Origin of the sequence: Nitrosomonas ureae, from assembly GCF_900206265.1 — a bacterium.
In the GTDB taxonomy this organism is placed as follows: domain Bacteria; phylum Pseudomonadota; class Gammaproteobacteria; order Burkholderiales; family Nitrosomonadaceae; genus Nitrosomonas; species Nitrosomonas ureae_C.
Genome location: NZ_LT907782.1, coordinates 897,484 through 909,420, shown reverse-complemented (window position 1 = coordinate 909,420; position 11,937 = coordinate 897,484). Strand labels below are relative to the sequence as shown.

Below are 11,937 nucleotides of genomic sequence, written 5' to 3'. Positions count from 1 at the left end.
TTCATTGTGGATGCAACCATCAGGTCTCCAGTTTTATAGTGCCGAAAATGGGACGTTCGATTATGAAATCTTCAACATTCTATCCAATGCTAATCTTGCTTGCTTTGCTTCTTCCAAAGGTACTTTGATTTGATTCACGATATTGCCATTGACCAGATTCTCCAACGTCCAGGCCAGATGTTGCGGATCAATACGTGCCATGGTTGAGCACATACACACCATGGGTGACATAAATTGAACGATTTTACCTTGGGATTTGAATTCTTCTGTAATCCGGCTGACCAGATTTAATTCGGTACCAACCAGCCAGCGCGTTCCACTTTTTGCTGCAGCGATGGTTTTAATAATATACTCGGTTGAGCCGACATAATCCGAAGCTTTGCAAACTTCATAATTACATTCCGGATGCGAAATGACAATGCCGTCGGGGTATTGATTACGAAAACGGATAATATGCTGTGGTTGAAACATCTGATGAACGGAACAATGGCCCTTCCACAAAAAAATCTTTGCTTTATTAATTTGTTCTGGTGTTAATCCCCCCATAGGTTCATCAAAATTCCACACGAACATTTCTTCTAACGGAATGCCTAGCTGGTGTCCACTCCAGCGACCCAGATGCTGATCAGGAAAGAACAGCACCTTTTCTCGCTGTTTGAAAGACCATTGCAATACTTTACTGGCGTTGCTGGATGTGCAAACGATACCATTGTGTTCACCGCAAAAGGCTTTTAGATCGGCGGAAGAATTGATATAGGTGACGGGGGTAATCGTTTCATCAGGATTCATGATTTCCGAGATTTCCCGCCATGCCCGCTCGACATTCGAGAGATTGGCCATATCTGCCATTGAGCAGCCGGCCGCCAAGTCGGGTAAAATTGCGATTTGTTCTGGGCTAGACAGTATATCCGCAACTTCAGCCATAAAATGAACTCCGCAAAATACTAGATAATCAGCATCGGTCTGAGCGGCCAGAAAAGAAAGTTTTAAGGAGTCGCCCGTCAGATCCGCATGCCGGTATACATCCGCACGCTGATAGTGGTGAGCCAGGATCACGACACGCTGCCCCAGATTCTTTTTGGCTGCGATAATGCGCTGTGCACATATTTCATCCTGTAATTGATCATATTGCTCAAATTCAAAAACTTTTTTGGGCATTGTCATGGGGTATTTTCCTAAAGATTTATTAAATAATGTACAGCATTCTATTTGAATATATGAATCCATCGATCAAATTAGAGGGCTTCTAGCGTAAAAGTTTCTAGAGCCAATACATTAAACGAGAATTAGCGTTCTGATATAATCCTGCAAGAGTATGTTATTAAAATTAATAATAGAGATAATCCAAATCCGGAAGTGTGGAACTAAGCGCGAGTAATTTTGAATGAGTAAGCATCCCTATATTAGCTCACCCTTAATTTTTTTCGTTATCCTGATTTTGCTGACATTTTGGTTGGATGTATTAACCAGGCCGCCTGAGAAAAATAAAAATGATAATGCTTACTTTAATCCAGACTATATTGTAGAAGATTTGTCCGGTATTCGAGTGGATCATAATCAAGGCATTCAACGTGAATTTTCAGCGCAAAAACTGCGTCATTATCTGGAGGAAAAAGTTACTCAATTGGAGCAAACAAATTTTATTAGTATTGATCCGGGAAACCCTCTTATGCGTTTGCATGCTGATCACGCTGAAATAAAAAATAAAGGGGCAGATATTTATTTAACAGGAAATGTATCAGCAATGAGAGGTGTTGATGATGACAAAAATAAAATAACGTTGAGTACTGATTTTTTATACCTCATTCCGGATGAAAATTTGGTAAAAACAGATCGGGCGGTGACTATTACAAAGTTGAATACTGTAATTCATGCGACTGGTTTGGAGTTCAACAATCGCATTGGAAAGATACAACTGCTGTCGAAAGTAAGTGCTGTTAATAACTAATTGATCAAATTATGAAGCAACTGATAATTGTGTTTTTCTGGAGTGTATGCTCTGTTTCTGCTGCTTGGGCTGAACGAGCTGACCGTGAGCAGCCCATTCATTTGGAAGCGGATCGCGCAACTATAGAAGATGTGAATCGTAAAGAGGGGACACGGATCAGTATTTTTATCGGAAATGTAATCCTGACGCAGGGAACATTACGTATTAATGCCGATAAAGTAATTATGAAAGAAGATTCGCAAGGATTTCGACATGCAACCGCCACAGGGAATCTTGTCAGCTTCCGTCAGAAACGCGATCGGATGAATGAATATGTAGAGGGTTGGAGTGAGCGGGCTGAATACGATAGTAAAACAGAGAAAATTGAACTATTTCGTCAAGCGCGGCTAATACGCGGTGAAGATGAAGTGCTGGGCGATTATATTTCCTATAACATGAATAACGAGTTTTTTCAGGTGATTGGCAGTAAAGAACGAGGGGTTGAAACTGGGCCGGATAAACGGGTGCGGATAACCATTCAACCAAAAAATAAACCTGAGTAATTTAATGAGCTGTCCAGTTAGCAATGGATGTAATTGCATGATATGAGTGAGTTAAAGGCAAATAATTTAAAGAAACGATATAAGTCGCGTACGGTTGTAGAGGATGTTTCCTTTTCACTCAGTAGCGGTGAGGTGATTGGATTACTGGGGCCTAATGGTGCTGGAAAAACAACCTGTTTTTATATGATTGTTGGCCTATTGCCTCTTGATGGCGGTGGAATCTATTTGGATGATCAGGATTTAAGCCTGTTGCAGATTCATCAGCGGGCAAAGCTTGGATTAAGTTATTTGCCACAGGAGGCATCTATTTTCCGGCGCTTGACGGTTGAAGAGAATATTCTTGCTGTATTAGAGTTGCAAAGCCTGGATGAAGATGCAAAACAACGGCATTTAGATGACTTATTACACGATTTGCATATCAGTCATCTGCGTAATAATCCTGCTATTAGTTTATCGGGAGGTGAGCGTCGCCGGGTTGAGATAGCTCGTGCTTTGGCATCGCAACCTCGTTTTATTTTGCTCGATGAGCCTTTTGCGGGGGTTGATCCCATTGCGGTTCTGGATATCCAGAAAGTGATAGCCTTTCTTAAGGAGCGAAAAATCGGTGTGCTGATTACCGATCATAATGTCCGAGAAACATTAGGGATTTGCGATCGGGCTTATATCATTAGTGAAGGGCATGTGCTGGCAAAAGGTCGATCGGAAGAAATCATAGATAATGAAAAGGTCAGAGAAGTTTATTTGGGAGAGCATTTCCGATTATAAGAAAAAGAAGGAATTGATGTTGCATCAATTAGTAACAGTTGTTTTTTCGGGATTATGAAGCCAACACTCCAACTCAAGCTGACTCAGCAACTGAAGCTAACTCCTCAGTTACAGCAATCCATCCGACTGTTGCAGTTATCAACACTTGAGTTGAATCAAGAGATCGAGCGTATTGTGCAGGAAAATCCGTTGTTGGAATTGCGCGATGATTGGAGTTCATCTGAGGCGAATAATTCATCTGAATCTGTAGAATCTCCCCATTCCGTGGATTCTGAGAGCGCTTCAATCGAAGGGGGCGAATCTGATGCCGACATCATATCGGAAGAAAATTTTGAATCGGATTCTGAATGGTTGCAAGAAAATATTTCTCTTCATAATACCTTTGAGGATGACGATAGGGAATCACTGCAGGTTCCTGATAAACCACTAAGTTTACGTGAACATTTGAATTTTCAAGCGTCCTTAAGTCCAATCTCCGAACATGAAAGAAAAATTGTCGGATTGTTGATTGACAGCTTGAATGACGATGGTTATTTATTGCAAGACTTGGTCGAACTGGTGGATTTGCTACCCGCAGAATTGGGGATTGATTTGCAGGATCTGGAGTGTGCGCTCATGCACTTGCAGCAATATGATCCACCCGGGGTGGGTGCGCGTGATCTAAGGGAATGCTTAGTATTGCAGCTGCAAGCATTACCAGGTGAAGTGACCTACCGTACCCAGGCTATAAAAGTTGTACAAGAATATTTAGGGATTCTGGCGTCACATGATTTTGTGCAAGTCAGAAAGTTATTGGGATGTGATGATCAAACCCTAAAAGCTATCCGGAAACTGATTATCAATTTAAATCCTAAGCCTGGTATTCAGTTTAATTCTCAGAGTGAACGCTACATTATTCCTGATATCACAGTGGTAAAAAGAAATGGAGTTTGGTTGGCCAATCTTAATATGAGTGCAATCCCACGTCTCAATATTAATCATCTGTATGCTAATATATTGAAACAAGAGCATCATTCTGCACGTGGTCTCATAAGTCAGTTAAATGAAGCGAAATGGCTGATTAAAAATGTTCAGCAACGTTCAAGCACTATCCTTAAAGTCGCTGGTGTAATTGTAGAACGTCAGCAGCAGTTTTTTGAGCACGGAGAAGTTGCGATGCGTCCGCTTGTACTAAGGGAAATTGCAGAAATATTAAATCTGCATGAATCAACAGTATCCCGGGTAACGACACAAAAATTTATGTATACTCCGCGTGGTATTTTTGAGCTTAAATATTTTTTTGGAAGCCATGTTTCTACAGATTCTGGCGGAGCTTGTTCAGCTACGGCCATCCGTGCATTAATCAAGAAGTTGATACAGGAAGAGAATTCAAAAAAACCACTCAGCGATAATAAAATTTCAACTATTCTTGAACAACAAGGAATCGTTGTTGCACGTCGTACCATTGCGAAGTACCGGGAATCGTTACAGATTCCTGCAGCCAATCTTCGCAAATCAATTTAATTCGAATAAAGGAAAAATATGAACCTTAAACTTACAGGTAACCACGTAGAAATTACTGATGCAATGCGAGATTATGTGACCTCAAAAATCAGCAAGGTTACGCGTCATTTTGATCATGTGATCGATGTCAGCGTCATTCTATCGGTTGAAAAGCTTAAACAAAAGGCTGAAGCAAATGTACATGTGCGCGGTAAAGATATTTTTGTTGAAACCGACAGTGAGGATATGTATGCCTCTATAGACAGTTTGGTGGATAAATTGGACCGGCAAATACTCAAACACAAGGAAAAGAATCTTGAACGCCGAAATCATGGTTCATTGAAAGATCAGGATTTTGGATAATTCGAGCTGATTCGGGTATCCAATTTTTCCAGATAGAATTAATGTATTTTTCGTGAACACTATTAATTGCGTTCAAATCTTGCATTTTATGCTGCCGTTTGAATGAAATGACTTTATTCCCTATGAATCAAATTTCACAACTGTTATCTGTTTCAAATGTTATTGTCGATTTAGATGTTACTAGTAAGAAACGTGTTTTTGAGCAAGCTGGATTATTGTTTGAGAATACCAATCAGATTGCTCGCAGCCAGGTTTTTGATAGTTTGTTTGCCCGCGAGAAACTTGGTTCAACGGGTTTGGGACAAGGTGTAGCTATTCCGCATGGGCGTATAAAGGGATTGCGTGAAGCGGTAGCGGCTCTGGTGACGATGAAAGAAGGGGTGCCATTTGATGCACCTGATGGTCAACCAGTTAATATTGCATGTATTTTACTGGTTCCGGAGAAAGCGACTGACAAGCATTTGCAGATTTTAAGCGAGCTGGCACAAATGTTCAGTGATAAGTCATTTCGTGAAAGTGTCTTACAGTGCAAAGACGCTGCAGCAATTCATAAACTTATTGTTGATTGGAAGCCGAATGTCGCGAATTAGTATTGCCCAACTCTTTGACGATAAGAAAGAAAAGCTTAATCTGACTTGGATCGCAGGGCAAAATGGCGGCGTTATTGAATTGAGCGATGAGAAGATTGCGCAATCAGGTCAGGGTATGATTGGCCATTTGAATTTTATTCATCCCGATTGGATTCAGGTGATTAGCATTGATGAGATTCACTATTTAAAAAAACTGGAAGCCGCTTCTCTGGAGAAAAAGATTAATCAACTTATTCAGCAGAGTAACGTGGCTTGTATTATTGTCGCGGATAATGCTGAAGTGCCTGCACCCATTTTCAATATGGCCAGTACATTTAATATTCCGCTGCTTCATTCCCCTTTTCCTGGCTTGGAAGTAATCTGGTTAATACGCACTTATCTGAGTAGCGTGTTGGCGCCATCCTGTAGTTTGCACGGGGTGTTTTTAGATGTACTGGGCGTGGGGGTGCTGATAACAGGGGAAAGTGGTGTCGGTAAAAGTGAATTGGCTCTGGAGTTGATTAGTCGTGGCCACGGTTTGGTAGCGGATGATGTTGTCGAATTACGACGTATTGCCCCGGAAACATTGGAAGGCATCTGTCCTCCAATGTTGAGGGATTACTTGGAAGTGCGCGGATTAGGCATGCTGAATATCCGTACAATTTTCGGCGAAACTGCAGTGCGGCGCCGGAAGAATATGAAACTGATTGTGCATTTGCAAAATAGCGGTGGAGCCGGCTCTGGTTTATTGGAGCGACTGCCGATTAGTGATCTTACTGAAAAAATTATGAATGTTGATATTCCGAAGGTAATTATTCCGGTGGCAGCGGGTCGTAATTTGGCTGTTCTGGTGGAAGCAGCAGTACGAAATTATGTCTTGCAATTACGTGGAATAGATGGTACGAAAGAGTTTATCGAACGTCATGAACGGGAAATGAATCATCAATTAGAGAATAAGGATTCGCATTAAGGTGCTTTTTTCTTTGGTTTCTTGTAGCTGATCTAGTTTCTCAAATCCGTGTAAATTTCGATGAAAAATCCTCACACGATTACCTTGGCATTGACCGGGGCATCTGGGATGCCTTACGGGATTCGTTTGCTCGAGATGTTGTTGCAAAAGGATAAGCAGGTTAATCTGCTGTACTCAAAAGTGGCACAGATTGTTGCGCAACAGGAGATGAATTTTACGCTGCCTGCCAATGCCAAAGAAGCAGAGGCTCTTTTTATTCGTCAATTCCATGCTCGAGATGGGCAGTTGCGCGTTTTTGGACGTGAAGAATGGTTTGCACCCATTGCTTCGGGGTCCAATCCGGCTGATGCAATGGTTATTTGTCCGTGTACCATGGGAACTTTGGCTGCCATAGCTGCAGGTATGAGTCAGAATTTGATTGAGCGTGCAGCTGATGTTGTATTAAAGGAAAATCGGTTACTTATCATCGTCCCCAGGGAGATGCCGTTTTCTGTAATTCATCTGGAAAATATGCTCAAATTGGCACGGGCAGGTACAGTAATTCTGCCGCCTAATCCCGGTTTTTATCATCGCCCCGAAACGATACAGGATATGGTGGATTTTGTTGTTGCCCGAATTCTCGATCATTTGGGAGTCGATCATGCTTTGATGGCCCGTTGGGGAGCAGAAAGATAAAACTTCCGTTACTTTACAGGAATATCGATTAACATTCTGCAGCATTGAGTAGTCAATAATTCTTGGTTTGAAAGTTCCCTGCCTCTGTAATTACATAATGCATCGCGATATCATGCGCTTGTGGGTAAGTATCTTCTAATCGTTGCATTTCAAAAGCCACACCAAGGCTGAGTGGCTGTCGCTGATAACTAGCCAGTGTGCGGTCGAAGAAACCACTGCCATAACCTAACCTATAGCCTCGCTGATCAAATCCCACCATGGGGATTATCACTGCATCCAGCCGGACAATTTGGGTGTCAACTGGGATCGGAATATCGTAAGCACCATTTTTCATCGGTGTATCTATGGACCATTCGCGGAAGCATAAGGGGATATCTTTGCCGATGATTTCCGGTAATGCAAGCGTAGCGCCATTCTGGATAAGATATCGGGCTATGGATCGCGGATCGTATTCACCGCGGAATGGACAATATATACCGATAATCATTTGCTGCGGATTGGGCAATTTTTGTATAAGATTACCTGAAATTGCCTGACTCCATTCCCAATGCGTTTTTTCTGGAATATTTTCACGAGCAGAGATCAATCGTTTGCGTTGATGTTTTTTCCATTCAGATAAGTTTTCCACAGTTTCTAATTTAAATCCTAAGCGAAGTGTGATCAGACAAGAAAGTTTGTTTAATTAATTTTCTGACAGGTGCCGGAATACCTTTTGCAAGCGCATTCGATGGTTTGGTCCAAATAAATTTGGGCAGTGTGATCAGCGATTCTGAGGAGGTTACTTGTAGTAATTGCGGATGTATACGTAATTTAAAGTGTGTGAATTGATGGTCTAGTGTTGGCAACTTAATCGGTGCTTTTACTTCAATATTTAAATTGTACTGACAATGACTGATAACATCTATTCCGACACCAATTTCAGGTGGACACCATAATCCTCCCCAGATACCTGAAGATGGTCTTTGTTCCAGCAGTATACTCTGTCCTTGCATCAACAGCAGAAAAATGGTTTCTTTCTGCGGGAATGGCCTGCGAGGTTTTGCGGCGGGGAGCTGATTCACGCGGTTTTCTTTTAATGCCACACATTTCGATTGCAGCGGGCAAATTTTACACAGCGGAGCCTGCCGAGTACAAACGGTAGCGCCTAAATCCATCAACGCTTGAGTATAGGTTTCGATCTTGCCATTATGATAATGAACGGGTAATGATTCTTCGGCTTTTTTCCATAGCAAATTCTGTGTCTTGTTTTCTCCCGGATAACCGGAAATTCCATAATAACGTGCAAAGATTCGTTTAACATTGCCATCCAAAATTGCTTCTCGCTGACCAAAGGAAAAAACTGCTATTGCGGCTGCTGTTGAGCGTCCAATTCCCGGTAAGTTTTGAATAGTCTCCCGTGTGCAAGGAAATTGTCCTTGATAGTAGTGCATTACTTTGCGGGCTGTTATGTGTAGATTACGTGCGCGCGAATAATAGCCAAGACCACTCCAAAGACTTAGTACAGTGTCAAGCGAAGCTTGCGCGAGGCTATCAATTGTCGGGAATTCCTGCATGAATCGCACATAATAGGGAATGACTGTATTGACCTGGGTTTGTTGTAACATGATTTCTGATAGCCAGATTGCATAAGGATCACGACTTTTTTGCCACGGTAAATGATGACGGCCATGTTGACCATGCCAGATAATTAAGCGTTCTGAAACGACTGACATAATGGCAAAGATAGTTTTTTTCGATAAGTGGGGGTATTGGAAATACGGAAATAAAAGTTCTTTTGCAATATTCTACTCGAAGATAACTTCACGAAACTTAGCGTTAGGGGTCAGTACTTTCATGCTGACGAGCTGTGTTAACTCGATTTGTACTCTTGAGTCATTATCAATAACAAGACATTCCTGTTTTTCTGGAGAATTGACTATATCAATTGCTATACCTTCGATTATTAGCCGGTTTTTTAAAACGAGCCTGAGCCGATAACGATACATACAAGCAACTTCCACGAAATCATGCTGCTCACACGAGATTGCATTCTCAGTCATATTACTAATCCTTTTAGTGGCTTTAAGACAGCATAATATACTCGACTAATTGCAAAAATAATTAGCCTTATAGAATGTTGGATTAATACCCTAAGTAGCATCTTCAAAAGTGGATCATAAAGTTATTGTGTTACATGAGGTTATCATTCATTCATATAGATTTATCAGAAAAATATTACAGAATTATTGACATGGGATTTTTTCCCACGTATAGTTCATTTGTGTGTGGGAAATGGTTACACATAGATTTGCTCAGTGTAACCGGGATTTATGTTCTCTGACACATCAAGTAAGAAAACAGCCCTTAGGCATTTTTATCCCTCTCAATGCCTTCTGGGCTGTTGATACGTAGTAAAAATTTTAAGAAAAGATAAGTTGAAAATCAGTTTATTTGTTTATCACTAAAACTTTTGTGCTGACATGGGGAATTAACATACCAGATACTGGCTACTTTTTCTCCTCTTATGGAGCATGTGTGTATTAAACTATTAAAGGCATTTTGCTTAGTCGTTTATATACGCGAGTTTGTCTTTATTGCAAATAAAAAGTTGTAGTGTCATAAAACTCTTTAAAGGCAAAGATCAATGAATAAAAAAACAGAATCGGCATTGGAGAGAATTTCTCATAACCAATTAGAAGTTCCGCGGGTTTTAATCCTAATTCACGATTATATTTCTGGCGGGAATCTGGAATATATAGTTAAAGGATGGGAATACGAAATTACCGGCATTTACAATTCAAATAAAGCAGCTTTATTCAGAGTAAAAATTGATAAACCGGATCTTATTTTGACTGATATGGAGCTGGATGATGACAATCTGTGTGTAACTCATCCGCTTAACCTATCAATCGGAAACTCTAAGCTCTGTGTATATTTTACAAGCTATACCACTCAGTCAATCATGCAGCGCACCATGACATTAGTTTCAGTCTTGGGCAATAGAGCTCGGGAATGTAGTAATGAAAGGAGCTGCCAAAATGCTGAATCTGTTTTTAATGGACATGATGCTGAGATCGATAGATCTTTAAGATTGGCAAAACAATCTTCTCTAAACCCCATCCGGGTGTTGTTGGTTGATGATCAGCAAATAGTGCTTTGGGGATTAGAGAAGCTGATCAATGGCCAAAAACCAAGAATGGAGGTTGTTGGGTCAGCAGAAAATATTTTTCTTGCCAAACGGTTGATTTTGGAAAAACAGCCAGATGTTTTGATAATCAATATCTATTTGGGTGATATTAATTGTGTAAATTATATTTCTGAGTTTGCTAATAACGGTGATACAAAGATCGTAATTTTTTGCAGGATACGCGATCAGGAAGTAATTGACCAAGCAGTACTTTCAGGTGCCCGTGGGGTTGTATATCAAAAGGAATCCATTCAAACGATACTTAAAGTGATTGAGAAGGTTCATGACGGAGAATTGTGGCTTGATCGGGAAACGGCCAGCCGTACCTTTCTACAAAACTTCCATATGAGAAAGACCGCCTCTCCTTCTATTAATACTAGAAAGATCAGCGCGCTTACACGTAAGGAATGCGAAATTCTTAAAGTGTTTTCTCAAGCCAGTGGTAGCGAGCAAAATAAACAGATTGCAGCGTACTTACAAATGAGTGAATATACATTACGGAATCACTTATCCGCAATTTTCAAGAAATTAGGTATAAATAACCGATTTGGCCTTTTTATGTATGCCAGAAAGCATTTTCGGCGGTCAGGGTTCTCTATCAGTAAAGTCCTTCAGTAATTGAACGTTAAAATTCACCGGTTCATTTTTAGAACATACAGAATTACCCGCGTGCTCTGAATAATCGATCGGATCGGGCTGCAGTGGATAGCCTACTCAGATATTTTTTCAGTAATCTTTGTTTCAATGGCTACTGTCAATGTAATTACAAGTATTTCCAAGGCGCTTTTAACAATAAGCTTTTAAACCTTGGCTTGTTCACTACATACATACAGTATTGTTTTACACTAATAACGATCTCTTGATCCATAGTAAGATTTTTGAGATCAAGTTACAGTCTTTTCTGCTAATTATGGCTTAGAAATAATTGCCTTTACTGAAATTGCAGTAATGGAAATCATAAAAACAATGAGTTTATTCGGTGTGAGCGCTTTGGAGGAGATTATCGGTTGTTATTGCCTATCTCTGCTTGAAAGAAGGTAAGCCTTTCTTTGGTCGCTTTTCCTAGCAGTTATCAGCTTAGCATTGTTTGTTTGCTCGCGCTTCATCTTTTGACTGCAGGACGTATTTATGCTGCAAATTGGCGGTGTCTATATTTGTGTGGCGCTGGATGTTGATTGTGAGAGATAGATGCAGCTCATCCCGCCATCACTGATTGGTGTAGGCGTTTGTTTGACTGGGGTAATTATCATTATGTTTGGAACGTCGGTTATTAAGCCTACCTAGCTTGTGCTATCAGGTTTTATTGATCTTTTTCTAAGGAACAATTCCCTATAATGAGTTCGATAAAGCTGTCTTCATTTCTTCAAGGGACGTGCTAATTCACCGCAGCGTATCTTAGGGTTCCGGGAAACAGAATTACCTAGTCTGGACATTGAGTATTGCTTCCAAATAATGGT

13 protein-coding genes are annotated in these 11,937 nt (G+C 40.7%); 9 read left to right on the top strand and 4 right to left on the bottom strand.

Annotated features, from left to right (window positions below):
- Positions 1-60: 60 nt before the first annotated feature.
- On the bottom strand, positions 61-1,164 hold the full coding sequence (nadA, locus tag CPG39_RS04100; protein WP_419866142.1) for a quinolinate synthase NadA: 1,104 nt from the start codon (positions 1,162-1,164) through the stop codon (positions 61-63).
- Between the two features lie 220 nt (positions 1,165-1,384).
- On the opposite strand from nadA, the gene lptC reads away from it, so the two are divergent.
- The 8 genes from lptC (at position 1,385) to CPG39_RS04060 (ending at position 7,314) form a co-directional block, all read left to right on the top strand.
- Positions 1,385-1,948, top strand: a complete 564-nt coding sequence (gene lptC, locus CPG39_RS04095; RefSeq protein WP_096292181.1) for an LPS export ABC transporter periplasmic protein LptC — start codon at positions 1,385-1,387, stop codon at positions 1,946-1,948.
- 11 nt (positions 1,949-1,959) lie between these two features.
- Complete coding sequence (lptA, locus tag CPG39_RS04090) at positions 1,960-2,490, top strand: lipopolysaccharide transport periplasmic protein LptA (protein WP_096292180.1); 531 nt, start codon at positions 1,960-1,962, stop codon at positions 2,488-2,490.
- Positions 2,491-2,532: 42 nt separating this feature from the next.
- On the top strand, positions 2,533-3,255 hold the full coding sequence (gene lptB, locus CPG39_RS04085) for an LPS export ABC transporter ATP-binding protein (protein WP_013647968.1): 723 nt from the start codon (positions 2,533-2,535) through the stop codon (positions 3,253-3,255).
- Between the two features lie 54 nt (positions 3,256-3,309).
- Positions 3,310-4,758 (top strand): RNA polymerase factor sigma-54, encoded by a 1,449-nt coding sequence (locus CPG39_RS04080; RefSeq protein WP_096292178.1) that lies wholly within the window; start codon positions 3,310-3,312, stop codon positions 4,756-4,758.
- 18 nt (positions 4,759-4,776) lie between these two features.
- The gene (hpf, locus tag CPG39_RS04075) at positions 4,777-5,100 is read left to right on the top strand and encodes a ribosome hibernation-promoting factor, HPF/YfiA family (RefSeq protein ID WP_013647966.1); all 324 of its coding nucleotides are present in this window, start codon (positions 4,777-4,779) and stop codon (positions 5,098-5,100) included.
- 122 nt (positions 5,101-5,222) lie between these two features.
- Complete coding sequence (locus tag CPG39_RS04070) at positions 5,223-5,690, top strand: PTS sugar transporter subunit IIA (protein WP_096292176.1); 468 nt, start codon at positions 5,223-5,225, stop codon at positions 5,688-5,690.
- Positions 5,677-6,639, top strand: coding sequence for an HPr(Ser) kinase/phosphatase (gene hprK, locus CPG39_RS04065; RefSeq protein ID WP_096292174.1), 963 nt, complete (start codon positions 5,677-5,679; stop codon positions 6,637-6,639). Before CPG39_RS04070 ends, hprK begins: the two co-directional genes overlap by 14 nt.
- A 60-nt stretch (positions 6,640-6,699) precedes the next feature.
- The gene (locus tag CPG39_RS04060; protein WP_096292172.1) at positions 6,700-7,314 is read left to right on the top strand and encodes a flavin prenyltransferase UbiX; all 615 of its coding nucleotides are present in this window, start codon (positions 6,700-6,702) and stop codon (positions 7,312-7,314) included.
- A gap of 52 nt (positions 7,315-7,366) precedes the next feature.
- Here CPG39_RS04060 and CPG39_RS04055 read toward each other — a convergent pair whose 3' ends face one another.
- From CPG39_RS04055 to CPG39_RS04045, 3 genes are all read right to left on the bottom strand, one after another.
- Positions 7,367-7,942, bottom strand: coding sequence for a 5-formyltetrahydrofolate cyclo-ligase (locus tag CPG39_RS04055; RefSeq protein WP_172424078.1), 576 nt, complete (start codon positions 7,940-7,942; stop codon positions 7,367-7,369).
- Positions 7,943-7,952: 10 nt separating this feature from the next.
- Complete coding sequence (mutY, locus tag CPG39_RS04050) at positions 7,953-9,026, bottom strand: A/G-specific adenine glycosylase (RefSeq protein WP_096292168.1); 1,074 nt, start codon at positions 9,024-9,026, stop codon at positions 7,953-7,955.
- A gap of 72 nt (positions 9,027-9,098) precedes the next feature.
- Positions 9,099-9,299, bottom strand: coding sequence for a Rho-binding antiterminator (locus CPG39_RS04045; protein ID WP_231990434.1), 201 nt, complete (start codon positions 9,297-9,299; stop codon positions 9,099-9,101).
- 638 nt (positions 9,300-9,937) lie between these two features.
- Here CPG39_RS04045 and CPG39_RS04040 point away from each other — a divergent pair.
- Complete coding sequence (locus CPG39_RS04040; RefSeq protein ID WP_096292164.1) at positions 9,938-11,098, top strand: DNA-binding response regulator; 1,161 nt, start codon at positions 9,938-9,940, stop codon at positions 11,096-11,098.
- Positions 11,099-11,937: the final 839 nt, after the last annotated feature.